The 19,234-nt window shown below is 72.8% G+C and carries 16 protein-coding genes and 1 rRNA gene; 5 read left to right on the forward strand and 12 right to left on the reverse strand.

Annotated elements, in window-relative coordinates:
• Window positions 1-277: 277 nt before the first annotated feature.
• The 3 genes from AB0I83_RS27600 (at window position 278) to AB0I83_RS27610 (ending at window position 5,325) form a co-directional block, all read left to right on the forward strand.
• Entirely contained in the window at window positions 278-2,104 is a 1,827-nt protein-coding gene (locus tag AB0I83_RS27600; protein ID WP_356536828.1) for a glycoside hydrolase family 15 protein, read from the forward strand.
• A 96-nt stretch (window positions 2,105-2,200) separates the two neighbouring features.
• A complete protein-coding gene (locus tag AB0I83_RS27605; protein WP_363306546.1) occupies window positions 2,201-3,598 on the forward strand; it encodes an FAD-binding oxidoreductase in 1,398 nt (465 codons plus the stop codon).
• 98 nt (window positions 3,599-3,696) lie between these two features.
• Window positions 3,697-5,325, forward strand: coding sequence for a PucR family transcriptional regulator (locus tag AB0I83_RS27610; protein ID WP_356536824.1), 1,629 nt, complete (start codon window positions 3,697-3,699; stop codon window positions 5,323-5,325).
• Window positions 5,326-5,361: 36 nt separating this feature from the next.
• Here the strand turns inward: AB0I83_RS27610 and AB0I83_RS27615 are convergent, their stop codons facing one another.
• The 5 genes from AB0I83_RS27615 to AB0I83_RS27635 all read right to left on the reverse strand — a co-directional run bounded on the left by AB0I83_RS27615 (window position 5,362) and on the right by AB0I83_RS27635 (window position 10,502).
• Window positions 5,362-6,441 carry a glycosyltransferase family 4 protein gene (locus tag AB0I83_RS27615; RefSeq protein WP_363306547.1) on the reverse strand — a complete coding sequence of 360 codons (1,080 nt, stop codon included), beginning with the start codon at window positions 6,439-6,441 and terminating at the stop codon, window positions 5,362-5,364.
• 177 nt (window positions 6,442-6,618) lie between these two features.
• Window positions 6,619-8,364, reverse strand: coding sequence for a DNA repair protein RecN (recN, locus tag AB0I83_RS27620; protein ID WP_356536821.1), 1,746 nt, complete (start codon window positions 8,362-8,364; stop codon window positions 6,619-6,621).
• 83 nt (window positions 8,365-8,447) lie between these two features.
• Window positions 8,448-9,371: an NAD kinase gene (locus AB0I83_RS27625; protein ID WP_356536820.1), complete on the reverse strand. Its 924-nt coding sequence runs from the start codon at window positions 9,369-9,371 to the stop codon at window positions 8,448-8,450.
• Window positions 9,368-10,183 (reverse strand): TlyA family RNA methyltransferase, encoded by an 816-nt coding sequence (locus tag AB0I83_RS27630; protein WP_363306548.1) that lies wholly within the window; start codon window positions 10,181-10,183, stop codon window positions 9,368-9,370. Before AB0I83_RS27630 ends, AB0I83_RS27625 begins: the two co-directional genes overlap by 4 nt.
• 7 nt (window positions 10,184-10,190) lie before the next feature.
• A complete protein-coding gene (locus tag AB0I83_RS27635; RefSeq protein WP_363306549.1) occupies window positions 10,191-10,502 on the reverse strand; it encodes a hypothetical protein in 312 nt (103 codons plus the stop codon).
• Between the two features lie 42 nt (window positions 10,503-10,544).
• Here AB0I83_RS27635 and AB0I83_RS27640 point away from each other — a divergent pair, with 42 nt between their 5' ends.
• A complete protein-coding gene (locus AB0I83_RS27640; RefSeq protein ID WP_356536815.1) occupies window positions 10,545-10,892 on the forward strand; it encodes an SCP2 sterol-binding domain-containing protein in 348 nt (115 codons plus the stop codon).
• Window positions 10,893-10,904: 12 nt separating this feature from the next.
• Here the strand turns inward: AB0I83_RS27640 and AB0I83_RS27645 are convergent, their stop codons facing one another.
• The 4 genes from AB0I83_RS27645 to AB0I83_RS27660 all read right to left on the reverse strand — a co-directional run bounded on the left by AB0I83_RS27645 (window position 10,905) and on the right by AB0I83_RS27660 (window position 15,088).
• Window positions 10,905-11,732 carry an ABC transporter ATP-binding protein gene (locus tag AB0I83_RS27645; RefSeq protein WP_363306550.1) on the reverse strand — a complete coding sequence of 276 codons (828 nt, stop codon included), beginning with the start codon at window positions 11,730-11,732 and terminating at the stop codon, window positions 10,905-10,907.
• Between the two features lie 56 nt (window positions 11,733-11,788).
• On the reverse strand, window positions 11,789-12,808 hold the full coding sequence (locus tag AB0I83_RS27650; protein ID WP_356536873.1) for an iron chelate uptake ABC transporter family permease subunit: 1,020 nt from the start codon (window positions 12,806-12,808) through the stop codon (window positions 11,789-11,791).
• Window positions 12,809-12,891: 83 nt separating this feature from the next.
• The gene (locus AB0I83_RS27655) at window positions 12,892-13,851 is read right to left on the reverse strand and encodes an iron chelate uptake ABC transporter family permease subunit (protein WP_356536872.1); all 960 of its coding nucleotides are present in this window, start codon (window positions 13,849-13,851) and stop codon (window positions 12,892-12,894) included.
• A 208-nt stretch (window positions 13,852-14,059) separates the two neighbouring features.
• On the reverse strand, window positions 14,060-15,088 hold the full coding sequence (locus AB0I83_RS27660; RefSeq protein ID WP_363306551.1) for an HAD hydrolase-like protein: 1,029 nt from the start codon (window positions 15,086-15,088) through the stop codon (window positions 14,060-14,062).
• Window positions 15,089-15,160: 72 nt separating this feature from the next.
• Here AB0I83_RS27660 and AB0I83_RS27665 point away from each other — a divergent pair, with 72 nt between their 5' ends.
• Window positions 15,161-16,441, forward strand: coding sequence for a DUF1015 domain-containing protein (locus tag AB0I83_RS27665; RefSeq protein WP_356536810.1), 1,281 nt, complete (start codon window positions 15,161-15,163; stop codon window positions 16,439-16,441).
• A 151-nt stretch (window positions 16,442-16,592) separates the two neighbouring features.
• Here the strand turns inward: AB0I83_RS27665 and AB0I83_RS27670 are convergent, their stop codons facing one another.
• The 3 genes from AB0I83_RS27670 to rrf form a co-directional block, all read right to left on the reverse strand.
• Window positions 16,593-17,378, reverse strand: coding sequence for a hypothetical protein (locus AB0I83_RS27670; RefSeq protein WP_363306552.1), 786 nt, complete (start codon window positions 17,376-17,378; stop codon window positions 16,593-16,595).
• On the reverse strand, window positions 17,378-18,883 hold the full coding sequence (locus tag AB0I83_RS27675; RefSeq protein ID WP_363306553.1) for a hypothetical protein: 1,506 nt from the start codon (window positions 18,881-18,883) through the stop codon (window positions 17,378-17,380). The genes AB0I83_RS27670 and AB0I83_RS27675 overlap by 1 nt, the downstream gene beginning before the upstream one ends.
• Window positions 18,884-19,142: 259 nt before the next feature.
• Window positions 19,143-19,234 (reverse strand): 5S ribosomal RNA (gene rrf, locus AB0I83_RS27680); the annotation flags it as partial.

The raw sequence follows: 19,234 nt of genomic DNA on the forward strand, positions 1-19,234 counted from the left end.
TATCAGCGACGAAGGGGGGCTGCTTCCGGCCATACGACCCCGGCAACGCTCACAAGATCACCATGACCGTTTCACGTTCTACTCATTCGCCGGTGACAGGCGACGGACAACTTGCGGACAGGCGCGCGGAACCCCTGGGTGCGTCGTATCCTGCTCGGACACTCGCTGCCGAGTTGGCCGGCCCAGCGGCACCACCCCAGCCCGCTCACCCGTGCAAAGGCTCGTCGGTTCTACTACAACGACCCCTTGACCAGCAGTAAGCGCCCTACGGGGCGACATGGCCGTTCGACTGGAGACGCACGTGGCCGGGCGCATCGAGGATTACGCACTCATCGGAGACATGCAGACCGCAGCCCTGGTCTGCCGGGACGGCACAGCTGACTGGCTGTGCCTGCCACGCTTCGATTCCCATGCAATTTTCGCCGGACTTCTCGGTACCGAGGAGCACGGCTTCTGGCGGCTGGGACCCGCCCGTCCCGAAGGGACGGAGGCCCCGGCGGCGGACCGTCGCAGATACCGCGGCGACTCGCTCGTCCTGGAGTCGGAATGGGACACGTCCCGCGGCACGGTCCGCGTGACCGACTTCATGCCGCCGCGTGACGGCGCGCCCCAGCTGATCCGCATCGTGGAGGGTGTGAGCGGCCGGGTCCCGATGCGCTCCGAACTCCGGATGCGCTTCAGTTACGGCCGGGTCACCCCGTGGGTGCACAAGGTCGACGGCCGCACGGTGGCCGTCGCGGGCCCGGACTCGGTGTGGCTGGACACGGACGTCGAGACGTACGGCCAGAACCTGACGACGTACTCCGACTTCACCGTGGCCCCGGGTGACCGGATCGCCTTCACGATCAGCTGGCAGCCCTCGCACCACGAGCCGCCCGCCATGCCGGAACCGGAGTCGTCCCTGGAGGCGACCGAGAACTTCTGGCGCGAGTGGGTCGAGCAGTGCACCTACCACGGCCCCTACCGCGAGGCCGTGGTCCGTTCGCTGATCACCCTGAAGGCGCTCACCTACGCGCCGACCGGCGGCATCGTGGCCGCGCCGACCACCTCCCTGCCGGAGGACATCGGCGGCTCCAGAAACTGGGACTATCGCTACACCTGGCTGCGCGACGCGGCGATCACGCTCTCCTCGCTGCTGCGCACGGGTTACCGCGAGGAGGCCCGCGCCTGGCGGGAGTGGCTGCTGCGCGCGGTCGCGGGTGACCCGGAGAACCTCCAGATCATGTACGGCATCGCGGGTGAGCGGGAGCTCGGCGAGGCGGAGCTGGACTGGCTGCCGGGGTACGAGAACTCCGGCCCGGTCCGGGTCGGCAACGGCGCCGCGAACCAGTTGCAGCTCGACGTGTACGGCGAGGTCACCGAGGCACTGCACCTGGCGCACATGACGGGCCTCACGCGCAACGACTACGCCATGGGCCTGCAGCTCAAGCTGATCGAGTACCTGGAGAAGCACTGGGAGGAGCCCGACGAGGGCATCTGGGAGGTGCGCGGTCCGCGCCGGCACTTCGTGCACTCGAAGGTGATGGCCTGGGTGGCGGTGGACCGCACCATCAAGCTGATCGAGTCGGGGGACGCGGAGGGGCCGCTGGAGCGCTGGTACCAGCTCCGCGACGACATCCACCGTGACGTCTGCGAGCGGGGCTACGACCCGGAGCGCAACACGTTCACCCAGTCCTACGGGTCCAGGGAACTGGACGCGTCGCTCCTGCTCATTCCGCAGATGGGCTTCCTGCCCCCGGACGACAAGCGGGTCATCGGGACGATCGAGGCGATCCAGCGCGAGCTGTCCACCGAGGACGGATTCGTACTGCGCTACCCGACCGACGGCGACGACGCCGGGGTCGACGGTCTGGAAGGGGACGAGGGCGCGTTCCTGGCCTGTTCCTTCTGGCTGGCGGACGACCTGGCGATGATCGGCCGGGTCGACGAGGCCCGCCGTCTCTTCGAGAAGCTGCTGTCCCTGCGCAACGACCTCGGCCTGCTGGCCGAGGAGTGGGACTCCGGCCTCCAGCGCCAGGTGGGCAACTTCCCGCAGGCGTTCAGCCATGTGCCGCTCATCGACACGGCGCTGCGGCTGACCGCCAGCGGGGCGTACGTCGGCTGACCCGGAGGGCGTGACAGGACTGCGGCCCAGCGGCCGATGTCCACGGCCGGACCTACGATGGAAGGGTCCTGTCACGCCCTGCGAAGGGGGCACAGCATGTCGCCCCGAACCTCCCCGCCGGCTGCCGCTCCGACCGGCCTCCGCTCCGGTTTCGCCGGTGAGGTCCACGTGCCCGGCGACCCGGGCTACGACGAGGCACGCACCGTCTTCAACGGCATGATCGACCGCAGACCCGCAGTGGTGGCCCAGTGCGCCTGCGAAGCGGACGTGGCCCGCGCCCTCACCCTCGCCCGTGACGAGGAGCTGGAGGTCGCGGTGCGCGGAGGCGGTCACAGTGTGGCGGGCATGGCCGTGAACGACGGCGGGCTGGTGATCGACCTGCGCCGGATGCGCGGTGTGGAGGTCGACCGGGACGCCAGGTCGGCCCGCGTCGGCGGGGGTGCCGTCATGAGCGACCTGGACCGGGCCACCCAGCCCCACGCCCTGGCGACCACGGGCGGGCGGGTCTCCACCACGGGGGTCGGCGGCTTGACCCTGGGTGGCGGCTCCGGGTGGCTGGAGCGGAAGTTCGGACTGGCCTGCGACAACCTGCTGGCGGCCGACGTGGTGACGGCGGACGGCGCCACCTTGCGCGCGAGCGCGGACGAGAACCCCGAGCTCTTCTGGGCCCTGCACGGCGGCGGCGGGAACTTCGGCGTGGTCACGTCCCTCACGCTGCGGCTGCACGAACTGCCCGTGATGAGCATGGTGCTGCTGCTCTTCCGCCCCGAGAACGGCCCCGAGGCGGTCCGCACCTACCGGGACGTGATGGAGTCCGCCCCGGACGAGGCGGGCGGCGCCTGCATCTACGTCACCGGTCCGCCCGAGGAATGGGTGCCCGAGAACCTGGTGGGACATCTGGTGTGCGCGGCGCTGGTCACCTTCGCCGGCACACCGGCGGAGGCACGCGACGTGGCGGCGCCGCTGCTGGCGCTGGAGCACGAGGCCGAGCTGGTCGACACCATCGCGTACGCCGATCTGCAGTGCATGCTGGACGACCCGCCCGGCATGCGGAACCACTGGTCGGCGGAGTACCTGGACGGCTTCCCCGACGAGGCGGCGGCGGCCTTCTGCGCCGGCGCCGCCACCCTGCCCGTCCCCACCGGTTCGCAGCACGTGCTGTTCCCCATGGGCGGCGCGGTGGCCAGAGGGCCCGCCGACCATCCGCTGCCCTGGCGCTCCTCCTCCTGGGCCGTGCATCCCTTCGGCGCGTGGGAGAGCCGGTCGGACGACGAACGGGTCAGGGGGTGGGTGCGCGGGGTGCGCGCCGCGATGATGCCGTGGGCGAACGGCGCCGTCCACCTCAACTTCATCGGGCGCGAGGGGCAGGAGCGGGTCGTCGCCGGATTCGGCGAGCGCGCCTACGAACGGCTGTCCACCGTCAAGGCACGCTACGACCCGGACAACGTGTTCCACCTCAACCACAACGTCAGGCCCGCCGTGGCCTTGGTGTGACGGGCCACGGCGCCGCCCGGTAGCTTCCTGGCCGGGGCGTTCGCGTCTCAGGTGGACAAGCGCGCGGGCGCACGAGTGGAAGCACGAGGCCGGAGTCAGTGGAGACAGAGGGCGGAATCACCGTACGGCGGGCGCTGGAACTGCCGGGGCTGCGCGGCGGGCTCCCGGAGGTGCTGGCCTGTGAGGACCGGCTGGACCGCACGGTGCGCTGGGTGCACGCCGGTGAGGCGCCGAACATCCCCGCGCTGCTGAAGGGCGGGGAACTGCTGCTCATGACCGGGCTGGGGCTCGGGACGCGGCCGGCCGAGCAGCGCGCCTTCGTCCGCCGGCTCGCGGACCGAGGCATCGCAGCCCTCGTGGTGGAGCTCGGTCCGCGCTTCAGCCGGCTGCCCGCGGCGATCGTGGACGCGGCACGGTCGGCGGGGCTTCCGCTCGTACAACTGCACCGTGAGGTGCCGTTCGTGGCGGTCACGGAGGAGATCCACACCGAGATCGTCAACGGGCACTACGCGCTCCTCCAGCGGGCCGAGGAGGTGCACAGGCGGTGTACGCAGGCGGTTCTCGGCGGTGGCGGGGTGCCGCAGGTGCTGGGGATCCTGGCGGACTTCGCCGCCAACCCGGTGTTCCTGGAGACCCCGGACGGGCGGCTGCTGTTCGCGGCGGGCACCGGCAACGCCCAGGTGGGTACCGATCCGCTGCAGGTGTGGGAGGGGCTCCGCGGGGCGCGTACCGCACGTGAGACGCCTCCGGCGGGAGCCGTCCTGGTGGAGGTGCCGGGCGGTGGCGCGGGCGCCGGGGCCGTACGCGCCCGACTGGTGCTGCTCGCCGTGTCGGGCCCGGTGCTGACCGTCCACCGGATGGCGGCCGAGCGGGCGGCGGGCATCCTCGCCGTCGTGCTGATGCAGGCCCGCCAGGAGGAGGAGGTGGCGGCGCGGGGACGCGGTGACTTCCTCACGGATCTCGCCGAGGGCCGTGTCGCGGCGCGGAACGCGCCCGCGCAGGCCCGTGTGCTGGGGTTCAGGCCCGACGAGGATCCCCTGCTGCCGGTGGTCATGCGGCTGGCCCCCGAATCGGCGCCGGCGGGCAGCTGGGCGCTGCTGGCCCGGGCGGTCTCGGAGGAGCTCGCGGCGGTGGGGGCGCCGGTCCTGGTCGGGGTGCGGCCGGTGGAGGACAGGGTTCCGCTGCTGCTCGCACTGCGCCCCGGGACCACGCGCACGGCCCTCGCGGACCGGGTCGCGGCGGCGCTGCGGGCCGGGGCGGAGCGGGCGGGCCTGGAGCGGGCCGGTGACCGCACGCCGGTCGTCGTGGTGGTCGGGGCGGCCGGAGGCTGGGCGGCGGCGGGTCCGGGACTGCGGCACGCCGCGGAGGCCGCGACGGCGGCGCAGGGGCTCGGGGAACGCCCCTGGTACGACGCTCGGAGCCTGGACATCGACCTGCTGCTGTGGCGGCTGCGGGACCATCCCGATCTGGAGTCCTTCGTGGACCGGGCGATCGGGCCGCTGCGTGAGCACGACCGGACGTCCCGGCCCGTGCTGCTGCCCACTCTGGAGGCCTACCTCGCCCATGCGGGCCGCAAGGCGGAGGCGGCCCGGGATCTGCATCTGAACCGGCAGACGCTCTACAACCGGCTGGCCCGCATCGGCGAGCTGCTGGGCACCGACCTGGACGACCCGCAGTCGGTGCTCGCCCTGAGTCTGGCCCTGCGGGCCCGTCGGCACACCCGCTGAGGACTGACTGTCCCGCCGGGGGTTGCGGGACAGCTCTCAGCCGCGCGCGCCCGCCGGGGGCCGCGCCAGCTCGTCGTAGACGGAGAGGACGTGCGCGATCGTGTCGTCCTCGGTCGGCCAGGCCGCGGCCCGCGCGCGTCCCGCGTCGGCGAGCCGCTCCCGCTGCCCGGGGTCGCCGAGGAGCCGCACGACGGCGCCCGCGAGCGATGCCGCGTCCCCGGGCGGTACGAACGCCGCCGCTTCGCCGACGAGTTCGGGCAGTCCGCCGGTCCTGGCGGCGACCAGCGGGACACCGAGCCGCAGCGCCTCCTGCGCGAGCAGCGGCCCGGCCTCGCCGCGTCCGGACAGCACCGCCGCGTCGGCGGCGGCGAGGAGTACGCCGATGTCCTCGGGGCCACCCGCGAGGACGACGGGGAGCCCCTCGTCCGCGATCCGGCGGCGCAGGGCGTCGAGCCGGGTGCCCTCCCCCACGACCACCAGCAGGGGCACGGGGTCCAGCGCACGCCACGCACGTACGGCGTCGAGCAGCGTGTCGGGTCCGTCCTGGGCCGCCGACACGAGCAGGGGCCTTCCCACCGCGCCCAGTTCGGCGCGGGTCTTGCCCGGGTCCGCGGTGCCCGCGAGCCGGCTCGCCGGGACGGCCGCGGGTGCGAGCCTGGCGTCCTTGGCGCCCCTGCGCCTGGCCCGGTCGACCAGCTCCCACGAGGTGCCCAGCACAACGGCCGCCGCGCGCGCGGCCCTTCGCTCCAGCAGGCGCAGCAGTCGGCCGCGGGCGCCCTCGGCGTGGACGCGGGAGTGCCAGGTCACGACCAGCGGCGTGCCGCGTCCGCTGATCGCGATTCCCGCGCGTACGGCGGCGTGCAGACCGTGGGCGTGGACGATGTCCGCGCCTGCGCAGGCCGTACGGAGGGCGGCGACGGCGGCGGGGTCGCTGCGCCGGGGCACCGCGACGAAGCGGGCACCCGTCGCGGGCAGGCCCTGGGCGCGGCCCGCGCCGTCGGGGGCGCAGACGGTGACCTGGACCCCTCTGGCGATCAGGCCCGCGGCGAGCGAGCTGACGTGAGCGCTGCTTCCGGCACCGCCGCCCAGGACTTGGACCGTACGCAGCTGTGACACCTTGATCTGCTCCCGGAGCGCCCGAATCGGTGGAATGTACAGCGCCAAGGATGCCAGTCCGTACGCACGTTCCGGCACCGAAGAAACGTTGCACCCGCACGCGCGGCGAGAGCGGGACGGCCCGCCTCACTCCTACGAGTGAGGCGGATGGCGCAAAGGTGACGCCCCGTCGGTCCGTCAGCCGTCGGCGCGGGCGGTCTCCAGCAGCTCCTCGGCGTGCGCCCGGGCCGTCTCCGAGTCCTCCTGGCCCGCGAGCATCCGGGAGAGCTCCCTGACGCGGTCCTCGCCCTCCAGGACCGTGACCCCGCTCCTGGTCACCGAACCGTCCACGGTCTTCTCCACCAGCAGCTGCCGGTCGGCGAAGGCCGCCACCTGCGGCAGGTGGGTGACCACGACGACCTGCGCGGACCTGGCGAGCTTCGCCAGCCGCCGGCCGACCTCGACGGCCGCCTTGCCGCCGACACCGGCGTCGACCTCGTCGAAGAGGTACGTCGGCACGGGATCGGACCCCGCGAAGACCACCTCGACCGCGAGCATCACGCGGGACAGCTCACCGCCCGACGCGCCCTTGGCGATCGGCCGGGGCTGGGCACCGGGGTGCGGCGCCAGCAGCAGTTCCACCTCGTCGGCGCCGGACGGCCCGTAGACCACGCTCCGGCCGCCGATGTCGATGCCGGACGCCTCGTCGGGCGCCTCGGTCTGCCGGATGGCGAAGGAGACCCGGGCGTGCGGCATCGCGAGCGAGGCCAGCTCCTCCGTGACCGCGGCGGCGAAGCGTGCCGCGGCCTCCGTCCGCGCGTCGGTCAGTTCCTGCCCGAGGGCGGAGAGCTCGCCGCGCAGCGCGTCGCGCTCGGCCGAGAGCTCACCGATCCGGTCGTCGTCGCCCTCCAGCTCGGTCAGCCGGGAGGCGCCTTCCTGGGCCCAGGCGAGCACGGAGGCGATGTCCCCGCCGTGCTTGCGGGTGAGCACGGCGAGCGCGGCCCGCCGCTCCTCCACGGCGGCGAGCCGCAGCGGGTCGGCGTCCAGCTGGTCGGCGTACCCGGCCAGTTCCCCGCCGACGTCGGCGAGCAGGATGGAGATCTCGCCGATCCGGTCGGCGAGCGCGGCCAGCGCCGGGTCGTGTGCGCGCACGGCGTCCAGGGAACGTCCGGCGGCGGCGACGACCGTGGTGGCGTCCACACCCTCCTGGTCCTCCGGATCGCCCGCCAGCGCCGCGTGCGCCAGGGCGGCCGCGGACGCGAGCGCCTCGGCGTGGCCGAGCCTCTCTGCCTCCGCGGCGAGTTCGCTGTCCTCCTCGGGCAGCGGCTCCACCGCGGCGACCTCGTCGAGGCCGAAGCGGAGCAGATCCGCCTCCTGGGCCCGCTCCCTGGCCCGCGTGGTCAGCTCGTCCAGGTCCGTGACGACGGCGCGCAGCCGCCGGTACGCCCCGGCGTACCTGGTGTGCGGCCCCTCGACACGGCCACCGGCGTAACGGTCCAGGGCCTGCCGCTGCCGGGCGGGCTTGAGCAGCCCCTGCTGGTCGGTCTGGCCGTGCACGGCGACGAGTTCGTCGGCGAGCTCGGCGAGCACGCCCACCGGCACGGATCTCCCTCCGAGGTGGGCACGGGAACGCCCCTCCGCCGAAACGGTACGGCTGATGAGCAGCGCACCGTCCTCGATCTCGCCCCCGGCCTCCTCCGCCCGTACCGCCGCCGCGTCGCCCGGGGACACCGTGATGCGCCCCTCGACGACCGCGGCCTTGGCACCGATCCGCACCAGGGCGGGATCGGCACGTCCGCCGAGCAGCAGCCCGAGGCTGGTGACGACCATGGTCTTGCCCGCGCCGGTCTCGCCCGTCACCGCGGTGAAACCGGGTGACAGCTCCACCACCGCGTCGTCGATGACTCCGAGCGACCGTATCCGCATCTCCTCCAACACGGACATGACCTTACGAGGTCCGAAGGCCGGTGTGCGACGGGCCCCGGTGACCGGTTCACTCACGCGGGTGTGAGCAGCGGCCCCCGGGCTCAGTGCGGAGCGCCCCGCCAGCCCTGCACAGGCAGGGCGAACTTGGCCACCAGGCGGTCCGTGAACGAGGCGTGGTGCAGCCGCGCCAGCCGCACGGGCACGGCGCCGCGCCGCACCTCGACCCTGGCCCCGGCGGGCAGCTCGACGGTCCGGCGCCCGTCGCACCACAGCACGCCGTGCGGGGTGTGCTGCTGCACCTCGACCGCCAGCACCGAGTCGGGCGAGGTCACCAGGGGCTTGGCGAACAGCGCGTGGGCGCTGATCGGCACCATGAGCAGCGCCTCGACCTCCGGCCAGACGACGGGTCCGCCCGCCGAGAAGGCGTACGCGGTCGATCCGGTCGGCGTGGCGCAGACGATCCCGTCGCAGCCGAAGCCGGTCACCGGGCGGCCGTCGATCTCCAGGACGACCTCCAGCATCCGCTCGGGCGAGACCTTCTGCACGGCGGCCTCGTTGAGCGCCCAGTCGGTGTGCACGACGGCGCCGTTGCTGTGCACGACGACGTCGAGCGTCATCCGCTCCTCGACCTCGTAGGCGCGGGTGACCACCCGGTCCACGACCTTGTCCAGGTCGTCGCGCTCGGCCTCGGCCAGGAAGCCCACCCGTCCGAGGTTGACGCCGAGCATCGGGACGCCGGAGGCGCGCGAGATCTCGGCTCCGCGCAGCAGCGTCCCGTCCCCGCCGAGGACGATCAGCAGTTCGCATCCGTCCACCGCCGCGGGTGTGGCGTCGGTGACCGTCTCGACGGACGGCGGCAGCGGGAGGTCCTCGGCCTCCACGGCCAGCACCCGGACGCCGAGGCCGTTGCGCAGCAGGCCCTGGACCACGAGCTCGGCGCTGCGGATGGCGGCCGGGCGGCCGGTGTGCGCGAGCAGGAAGACAGTTCGTTCCGCGTTACCGGGTTGTGCCGCATGCGTCGTCAACGAGGCCCCTCCGCCACTGCGCGATCGACATCCGCGGGATCCAGCTCAGGTGCGCCGGCCCGCAGCCACAGAAAGTACTCGACGTTTCCCGACGGCCCGGGCAGCGGGCTCGCCGTGACCCCCTGGACACCGAGGCCCAGGAGCCAGGCCCGGCGGGCCACTTCGCGCACCGACTCGGCCCGCAGCTCGGGGCTACGGACCACACCGCCGGTGCCGAGGCGCTCCTTGCCCACCTCGAACTGCGGCTTGACCATGAGCACCAGGTCGGCGTCGGGAGCGGCGCAGCGCGCGAGAGCGGGCAGCACGAGGCCGAGCGGGATGAACGACAGATCGCCGACGACCAGGTCCACCGCCTTCCCGTCGATCTGCTCCAGCGTCAACTCACGTACGTTGGTACGGTCCTTGACGGTGACGCGTTCATCCGACCTGAGTGACCAGGCCAGCTGGCCGTAACCGACGTCGACGGCGACGACGTGGCCGGCTCCGGTCCGCAGCAGCACGTCGGTGAAGCCACCGGTAGAGGCTCCGGCGTCCAGGGCCCGCCTTCCCTCCACCTTCAGTCCGAGAGGCGTGAAGGCGGCGAGGGCTCCGGCGAGTTTGTGCCCGCCGCGCGAGACGTACTCGGGGTCGCTGTCGTCCTTGACGACCACGACGGCGGCGCTGGTCTCCACCTGGGTGGCGGGCTTGGTCGCCGTGTTGCCGCCGACGGTCACCCGCCCCGCGGCGATCAGCTGGCTCGCGTGCTCGCGAGAGCGGGCGAGCTTGCGGCGTACCAGCTCGGCGTCGAGGCGGCGACGTGCCACTCCTGCCACTTCTCGTTCAGCTCCTGTTGTCGTGCGCGGGCGTCGGTGCGGGCCGGGCGTCCAGCGCGGTCAGCTCTTCACGCAGCCCGCGGTGTACATCCTCGTACACCTCGGCGTGTCCGTCCGCCGCGAGGTGGTCGGCGTCGGCGAGCCGCTCCAGCCGCGCGTCCACCCCGGCGTGCCCGGTGGGGGTGCGCGCGAGGCCGAGGGGCGCGGGCGGGGCGGGGTCGTAGGAAGGAGCGGGAGACACGGCGGGCGGGGCGGCCCCGTCGTCCGTCCCACCCTGCTGCGCCGTGTCCGGCCCCGGCATCCTGTCGCTCACGCTCATGCGGGAACGCTACCTCGAAGGGCCGGTGTACCGTCGGTGACGATGGCGACCATGGCGGAGTGCCGCAGCGCACTCGACACACTTTCCGACAACCTGGCCGGCGCGGACGGCGACGTGCGCGGGGCCGCAGGCCTCGACCGCTCGCTGAGCTGCCACATCAGGGATCTCGACGTCACGTTCACCGGACGGCTGGCGGACGGCCGCATCCGGGTGCTGGACACGCTCGACGGTCCGCCCCGGGAGAAGGCGGAGATCCGGCTCGCGATGGCCGGCGACGACCTGGTGGCCATGGTGGACGGCGAGCTCAACTTCGCGAAGGCCTGGGCCTCCGGGCGGGTGCGGCTGGAGGCGGGCTTCCGCGACCTGCTGAAGCTCAAGTCCCTGCTCTGAGCCGGACAGGCCTCAGCGCTCAGCACCGGACAGGCCCCTCACGGCGGCCGCCGTGCGCTTGCGGCGGGCCGCGGGCACGATCAGCGGCGTCCCCGACTCCGGGTCCTCGATCACCTGGCACCGCATCCCGAAGACCTCCTCCACGAGCTCCGCGGTGACGATGTCGCCCGGCGCGCCCTCGGCGACGACCGCGCCCTCGCGCATGGCGATCAGGTGGGTGGCGTACCGGGCGGCGTGGTTGAGGTCGTGCAGCACGGCGACCAGGGTGCGGCCCTGCGTCTCGTGCAGTTCGGCGCAGAGGTCGAGCACATCGATCTGGTGCTGGATGTCGAGATACGTCGTCGGCTCGTCGAGCAGCAGGAGCGGGGTCTGCTGGGCGAGCGCCATGGCGATCCAGACACGCTGGCGCTGGCCTCCGGACAGTTCGTCGACGTAGCGGTCCGCGAGCTCACCGACGCCGGTCGACTCCATGGACTCACGCACGATCCGCTCGTCCTGCGGCGACCACTGGCGCAGCAGCCCCTGGTGGGGGTAGCGGCCGCGGGAGACGAGGTCGGCGACGGTTATGCCGTCGGGGGCTATGGAGGACTGCGGCAGCAGACCCAGGGTCCTGGCGACCTTCTTCGCGGGCAGCCGGTGGATGGACTGCCCGTCCAGCAGGACGTCGCCGCCGCTCGGCCTCAGCATCCGGGACAGGGCGCGCAGCAGGGTCGACTTGCCGCAGGCGTTGGGGCCGACGACGACCGTGAACGAGTGGTCGGGGATCTCGACCGAGAGGTTCTCGGCGATGACCCGCTGGTCGTAGCCGAGGGTCACCGAGTCCGCGGTGAGGCGCTGCATGGTCGTACTCCCGGATTCGAGGGGGGCGGTCTGCGGGGCGTCCGGCGTGCGCGGTCTCATATGCGTCCCGCCCGGCGTTCGGACACCAGCAGCCACAGCAGGTAGCAGCCGCCGAGGACACCGGTGACGACGCCCACGGGGAGTTGGCGGTCGCCGAAGGCGTTCATGGCGGTCCAGTCCGCGACGAGCAGCAGGGCCGCTCCCGTACCTGCCGCGGCGGCCAGGTTGGGGCCGGGGGCGCGGGTGAGGCGGCGGGCGACCTGCGGCGCGCTGAGCGAGACGAAGACGATGGGGCCGGCGGCGGCGGTGGCGACCGCGACGAGGAGGACGGCGCAGCCGAGCAGGACGAGCCGGGTGCGTTCGACCCGTACGCCCAGGGCGTGCGCCGCGTCGTCACCCATCTCGATCATGCGGAGCGGCCGGCCGTGTCCCAGGATCACGGGCAGCAGCAGGCAGCAGACCGCGAGCAGCGGCCAGACCTGGGCCCAGTCCCGGCCGTCCAGCGAACCGGTCATCCAGACCACGGCGCGGGTGGCGTCGACGAGGTCGGCCTTGGTGATCAGGTAGTGGATCGCGGCGGTGAGCATGGCGGCGGCGCCGATGCCGACGAGGACGAGCCGGTAGCCGTGCACCCCGCGCTTCCAGGCCAGCAGGTAGACGGCGACGCCGGTCAGCAGGCCACCGGCGACGGCGCCCGCGGCGACCTCGGTGGGGCCGCCGCGGAAGAGCACGATCACGGTGAGGGCGCCGACGGCGGCGCCCTGGCCGAAGCCCAGCACGTCGGGGCTGCCGAGCGGGTTCCTGGAGACGCTCTGGAAGACGGCGCCGCCGACCCCGAGTGCGGCGCCGACGAGCAGGCCGACCAGGACCCTGGGCAGCCGCAGCTCCGTGACGATGAACTCCTGCTGGAAGGTGCCGTCGCCGAACAGTGTGGTGACGACCTCGCCGGGCGACATCGCGTAGTCACCGCTGCCGATCAGCACCACGGCCACGAAGGCCGCCGCCGCGAGGAGCAGCACGATCACGGCGAACGCCCGCGCGTCGACCCGGAAGGAGAGCCCGCCGGCGGTCCGCACGGCGCGGACCGTCCTCGTGGTGTCCCGCGCGGTCCCACCGGTGGTGTCCCGCGCGGCCCGGGCAGTCGTGTCCTGCGTCGCCTTCACAGCTGGGCCATCCTCTTGCGTCGTACCAGATGGATGAACACGGGCCCGCCGAGCAGCGCGGTGACGATGCCGACCTGCAGTTCGGAGGGGCGGGCGGCGACTCTGCCCACCACGTCCGCGCCGAGCAGCAGCACGGGCGCGAGAACGGCCGCGTACGGGAGGATCCACCGCATGTCGGGACCGGTGACGGTGCGGACGAGGTGCGGGATCATCAGCCCGATGAAGACGATCGGTCCGCAGGCGGCGGTCGCGGCCCCGCAGAGCAGGGTGACGGACACCATGGCGAGGACGCGGGTACGGGTCAGGTGCGCGCCGAGTGCCCTGGCCGTGTCGTCGCCCATCTCCAGGGCGTTGAGCGGCCGGGCGATGAGCAGGGACAGCACCACGCCGAGGGCGATGAACGGCCACACCTTGCCGACGGTCTCCGTGTTCGCCGAGGCCAGTGACCCGACGGTCCAGAAGCGCAGCCGGTCGAGCGCGGCCGAGTCCAGCAGCTGCACGGCGTTGACGTAGCCGAACAGGGCCGCGGTGACCGCCGTGCCCGCGAGCGCCAGCCGTACCGGGTTGGCGGAACGGCTGCCGCCGAGCAGGTAGACGGCCACGGACACGAGTGCGGCACCGCCGAACGCGAACCAGACGTACCCCGTCAGGGAGGTGACGCCGAAGAAGGTGATGGCGGAGACGACGGCCGCGGCGGCGCCCGCGTTCACGCCGAGCAGACCGGGCTCGGCGAGCGGGTTGCGGGTCAGCGCCTGCATCACCGCACCTGCGAGACCGAGCGCTGCTCCGACGATCAGCCCGAGCACGGTGCGAGGCACCCTCACGTCCCTGACGAGGACGTCGCCGTTGGTTCCGGAGTAGTGGAACAGCCCGTGCCACACCTCGGACAGCGGGAGCGCCTTGGCACCGATCGCGATACTTGCGAGGCACACCAGCACCAGGACGCCCACAGCCACCAGGAGACCCGCGGCACGGAGCGCATGGCGCCCGGCGCGCGAGGACTTGTCCGGTGCGGCTTCGGAGCCGGGACTCGATTCGGGGGGACTCTCGACCAACACGTGGTTAGGTTAGCCTATCCTCCCATTTGCTCAACTCCCCGGTACCGCACAGGTCCCGGGAGCGGGCGGCCTGCCACGGAGCCCGGCCGGCCCACGGCGCAGGGACCTACAGGTCCAGCGCGGCCACGGCCTTCCCGGCGTCGAGTCCGCACGGTCCGTCCCCGGCGTGCGTCCACGCCGCCCCGCACAGGGCTCGCAGCCCGTCCAGGGGGTCGCCGCCACCGTCGAGCGCGAGCGCGTCACCGCGCACGCCCGCCGTCCACCCGCCGCAGCGGAAGCCGTCGTCCTGCGCCGACACCTCGGGCTGTCCGGTGAGGAGCCCGCGCAGGTCCCGGTCCACATAGGTCGGCCGGTACTTCGGCTCAGCCGCGAGGAGCTGCACGGCGTCGGTCACCCCGGTCAGCACGAGCAACGAGTCGACGCCGCCGTTGAAGGCCCCCTCGATGTCGGTGTCCAGCCGGTCCCCGACGACCAGCGGCCTCTCGGCGCCCGTCCGCAGGACCGTCTCGCGGTGCATGGGGGGCAGCGGCTTGCCCGCGACCTGCGGCTCGGCACCGGTCGCGATGCGCACGACCTCCACCGCGGCGCCGTTGCCGGGCGCGATGCCCCGGGCTCCCGGGATCGTCAGATCCGTGTTGGACGCGAACCACACGGCCCCGCGCGAGATCGCGTACGCCGCCTCGGCGAACCGGCCCCACGGGAGGTCGGGCCCGCCGAACCCCTGCGCCACGGCAACCGGGGCGTCGTCCGCGGACTCCACCGGCACAAGTCCCCGCTCCCGGAGCGCGACGCGCAGCCCCTCACCACCGACCACGAGCACCCGCGCCCCGGAAGGCAGCTGATCGGCCATCAGCCGGGCCACCGCCTGCGCCGAGGTGATCACATCGGCCGCTTCGGCCGGCACACCCAGCTCCGTCAGGTGCTCGGCCACGGCGTGCGGCGTGCGCAGGGCGTTGTTCGTCACGTACGCCAGCCGCATTCCGCCGTCCCGCGCACTGCCGAGAGACTCGACGGCGTGGACGATCGCGTGCCCGCCCGCGTACACCACCCCGTCGAGATCGAGCAGGGCCGTGTCGTACGCCCTGCTGAGCGCCTCGCTGCTCCCGAGCGGCCGGGACCTGTACTGCTGACTCATATGCCTGCGCTCCTCTTCCCGTGCATCTCCCCCGATCATCGCGCATCGCGCGAGCGCACATACGATGCCCGAATGAACACATCCGGGCTCGACGCCGGCCGGGGGCTGCGGCTGATCCCCTTCCGCGGACTGCGCTACGTCCCCGAACAGGTCGGCAGCCTGGCGGCGGTGACCTCGCCACCGTACGACGTCGTCGTACGGCCCGACGGGCTGCACCATCTCGAGTCCGCGGACCCGCACAACATCGTGCGGCTGATCCTCCCGCAGGCCGGCACCGCCGCCGAGCGTCACCGCCAGGCCGCCGGAACCCTGAGGAAGTGGCTCGCGGAGGGCGTCCTCGCCCCGGACCCGGTGCCCGTGCTCTACGTCTACGAGCAACGGTCCGTCGACACCCTGCAGCGCGGCGTGATCGGGGCCTTGGCGCTCTCCCCCGCGTCGGAGGGGATCGTACTGCCGCACGAGGACGTCATGGCCGACGTCGTCGAGGACCGGGCCGACCTGATGCGGACCGTGGCGGCCCATCTGGAACCGCTGCTCCTCAGCTATGCGGGGGACGGCGGCCCCAACAGTGCGACGGCGGTCATCGAACGGGTCGTGGAACGGCCGCCGCTGCTCGACACGACCACCGAGGACGGTTTCAGCCACCGCCTCTGGGCCGTCACGGACGCCGGGGAACGGGCTGAGATCGAGTCCGATCTCTCCCACCGCCAGGCGCTGATCGCCGACGGGCACCACCGCTGGGCCACCTACCTCAGGCTCCAGCGGGAACGGTCGGAGCCGGGGCCCTGGGACTTCGGCCTCGTACTCCTCGTCGACACGGCCCGCTACCCGCTGCGGGTCCGCGCCATCCACCGCCTGCTGCACCGGCTTCCGGTCGCTCAGGCACTCCACGCCCTCGACGGGTGTTTCCGCGTCCGCCGACTCGACGTGCCGCTGCCCCGGGCGCTCGACGCGCTCGCGGAGGCAGCCACGGAGGGGAACGCGTTCCTCCTCGCGGGCGACGGGCGCTTCCACCTGGCCGACCGGCCGGACGAAGGGCTGCTCGCCCGCACGATCCGCACCGACCGGCCGGCGGCCTGGCGGACGCTGGACGCGACCGTGCTGCACTCCACCCTCCTGGACGACGTGTGGGGCATCCCGGACGCCCCGGAGCACATCGCCTACATCCACGACACCTCGGCAGCGGTGGAACAGGCGGAGCGGAACGACGCCACAGCGGTCCTGATGAATCCGGTACGCGAGGACGTCGTACGGGATCTGGCCAGGCAGGGCGTCACGATGCCACGCAAGTCGACCTCGTTCGGCCCGAAACCGGCCACGGGGCTGGTCCTGCGGAGCCTCGGCACCGGCTGAGCCGGGGTCGGGGCAAAGGGCCGGGCCGGGATCCGGGACCGGGTCGGCCCGTGGCCGGTCGTGCGGTCGTGCGGCTTGCACGGGCCCGGGAACGCGGAAGGGCGGCACCCCCGCGGGTGCCGCCCTTCCGTATCCAGTGGATCAGCGGCGATCAGGCCTTCGCGGATCCATCCACGTCGTCGTCCTGCTCGTCGTCCGGCCCGACATCGTTCCGCTCGTCGTCCAGCTCGTCCCGGCCGTCCGTGTCCACGGCATCGGTGTCGCGACCGACCGTCGCACCATCGGCGACGACGCTGGTTGCGGGCTGCTCCTCGTCATCGCCGAGCGCGTCGACGAAGTCCACACCGTCGAGTGCGGCAAGCCGGTCGGAGGCGTCGGTCGCGCCGTCCTTGTCGGCCTCCAGCGCCTTCCCGAACCACTCACGTGCCTCGTCCTCGCGGCCGGCTTCCAGCAGCGCGTCGGCATAGGCGTAACGCAGGCGGGGCGTCCACGAGTGGACGGCGTTGGAAGCGAGCTCGGGGCCCTGAAGCGTGACGATGGCGGCGTCGATCTGCCCCATGTCCCTGCGGGCACCGGCGGCGACCAGGCGCATCTCGACCTGTCCGGCCTTGTCCAGCTTCTGCACCTCGGGCTCGCCGGCCATGGCCATTGCCCGCTCGGGCCGACCGAGTCCGCGCTCGCAGTCGGCCATGACGGGCCACAGCTCGACGGAACCGGTCATCCGACGGGACGCCCGGAACTCGGCCAGAGCCTCGGCGTACTTCTGCGTGGCGTACGCCGCGAACCCGGCGGCCTCACGCACGGCGGCGACGCGCGACGCCAGCCGCAGGGCGATACGGGAGTAGGCGTAAGCCTGGTCAGGATCCTCGTCGATCAGACGGGCGACCATGACGAGGTTCCTCGCGACGTCCTCGGCAAGGGTCTTCGGCAGGCTCATCAGCTCCTGACGGACATCCTTGTCGATCTCCTCACCGGTGACGTCGTCCGGGATCGGCAGACGCTTGATCGGCTCCCGGTCACGGTCGTCGCGGCCCTGATAGCCGCCACGGTCGTCACGGCCGCGGAATCCGCCACGGTCGTCGCGCCGGTCGTTGTCACGACGCGGCGCCCGGTCACGGTCGCCGCCCCGGCTGTCGTCGCGGCGGAAGCCGCCACCGCCGGTGCTTCCGCCACGGTTGTCGTCCCGGCGGAAGCCGCCACCCGTGCGGTCGTCATCACGACGCGGGCCGCGCGGGCGGTCGTCGCGGCGCTCGAAACCACCACCACTGGGCCGGCCACCACGGTCGTCACGCTGCTGACCACCGCGGTATCCACCACGGTCGTCATCACGACGCGGAGCACGGTCATCGCGACGGAAGCTGCTCGGCCGGTCGCCGCGGCGCGGGCCACGGTCGTCGTCACGACGCGGGGCACGGTCGTCGCGACGGAAACCGCCGCCACCGGTGCTTCCGCCACGGTTGTCGTCACGACGGAAACCGCCACCACCGGTGCTACCACCACGACTGTCATCACGACGGAAACCGCCACCACCGGTGCTACCACCACGACTGTCATCACGACGGAAACCGCCACCACCGGTGCTACCGCCACGGTTGTCGTCACGACGGAAACCGCCACCACCGGTGCTACCACCACGACTGTCATCACGACGCGGGGCACGGTCGTCACGCTGCTGACCGCCACGGTATCCACCACGGTCGTCGTCACGGCGCGGGGCGCGGTCGTCGCGGCGGAAACCGCCACCACCGGTGCTACCACCACGACTGTCGTCACGACGGAACCCACCACCGCTAGGCCGGCCACCACGGTCGTCACGCTGCTGACCACCGCGGTATCCACCACGGTCGTCGTCACGGCGCGGGGCGCGGTCGTCGCGGCGCTCGAAACCACCGCCGGTGCTTCCGCCACGGTTGTCGTCACGGCGGAAACTGCCACCACCGGTGCTACCACCACGACTGTCATCACGACGCGGGGCACGGTCATCGCGACGGAAACCGCCACCACCCGTGCTTCCGCCACGGTTGTCGTCACGGCGGAACCCGCCGCCACCGGTGCTGCCACCACGACTGTCATCACGACGCGGGGCACGGTCGTCGCGGCGCTCGAAACCACCACCGCCGGTGCTTCCGCCACGGTTGTCGTCACGACGGAAACCGCCGCCACCGGTGCTGCCACCACGACTGTCATCACGACGCGGGGCACGGTCGTCGCGGCGCTCGAAACCACCACCACTGGGCCGGCCACCACGGTCGTCACGCTGCTGACCACCGCGGTATCCACCACGGTCGTCGTCACGACGCGGAGCACGGTCGTCACGACGGAAACCGCCACCGGAACCGCCACCACGACTGTCGTCACGGCGCGGGGCACGGTCATCGCGGCGGACACCGCCACCACCGGTGCTACCACCACGACTGTCGTCACGACGGAAACCGCCGCCACCGCTAGGACGGTCGGTGTCTCGTCGAGGTGCGGACGACCGGTCGTCGCGGCCTCCTCGGAAGCCGCCCCTGTCACCGCCGTCCCGGCGACGCGGCTCGCGCTCCGGACGGTCGTCGGAAGAGTTGGTGGACATGGGGGTGACTCCTGTCATCGGGTACCACAGACATTCTCGCGCAGCCGACCATCCGACGCGCTTCGGAAAAACAAAAGGGCCCTCGGCCCCAGCATGAACGCTGGGACCAAGGGCCCTTGAAAGATTGTTCGGCGGCGTCCTACTCTCCCACAGGGTCCCCCCTGCAGTACCATCGGCGCTGAAAGGCTTAGCTTCCGGGTTCGGAATGTAACCGGGCG

Origin of the sequence: Streptomyces sp. NPDC049970 (genome assembly GCF_040660235.1) — a bacterium.
Taxonomy (GTDB): domain Bacteria; phylum Actinomycetota; class Actinomycetes; order Streptomycetales; family Streptomycetaceae; genus Streptomyces.

Excerpts from the sequence above, each read along its gene's own strand:
- AB0I83_RS27600 (WP_356536828.1), top strand. The coding sequence starts at position 278 with ATGGCCGTTCGACTGGAGACGCACGTGGCCGGGCGCATCGAGGATTAC.
- AB0I83_RS27605 (WP_363306546.1), top strand. The coding sequence starts at position 2,201 with ATGTCGCCCCGAACCTCCCCGCCGGCTGCCGCTCCGACCGGCCTCCGC.
- recN (WP_356536821.1), bottom strand. The coding sequence starts at position 8,364 with ATGTCCGTGTTGGAGGAGATGCGGATACGGTCGCTCGGAGTCATCGAC.
- AB0I83_RS27635 (WP_363306549.1), bottom strand. The coding sequence starts at position 10,502 with ATGAGCGTGAGCGACAGGATGCCGGGGCCGGACACGGCGCAGCAGGGT.
- AB0I83_RS27640 (WP_356536815.1), top strand. The coding sequence starts at position 10,545 with ATGGCGACCATGGCGGAGTGCCGCAGCGCACTCGACACACTTTCCGAC.
- AB0I83_RS27645 (WP_363306550.1), bottom strand. The coding sequence starts at position 11,732 with ATGCAGCGCCTCACCGCGGACTCGGTGACCCTCGGCTACGACCAGCGG.
- AB0I83_RS27660 (WP_363306551.1), bottom strand. The coding sequence starts at position 15,088 with ATGAGTCAGCAGTACAGGTCCCGGCCGCTCGGGAGCAGCGAGGCGCTC.
- AB0I83_RS27665 (WP_356536810.1), top strand. The coding sequence starts at position 15,161 with ATGAACACATCCGGGCTCGACGCCGGCCGGGGGCTGCGGCTGATCCCC.
- AB0I83_RS27670 (WP_363306552.1), bottom strand. The coding sequence starts at position 17,378 with ATGAGCCTGCCGAAGACCCTTGCCGAGGACGTCGCGAGGAACCTCGTC.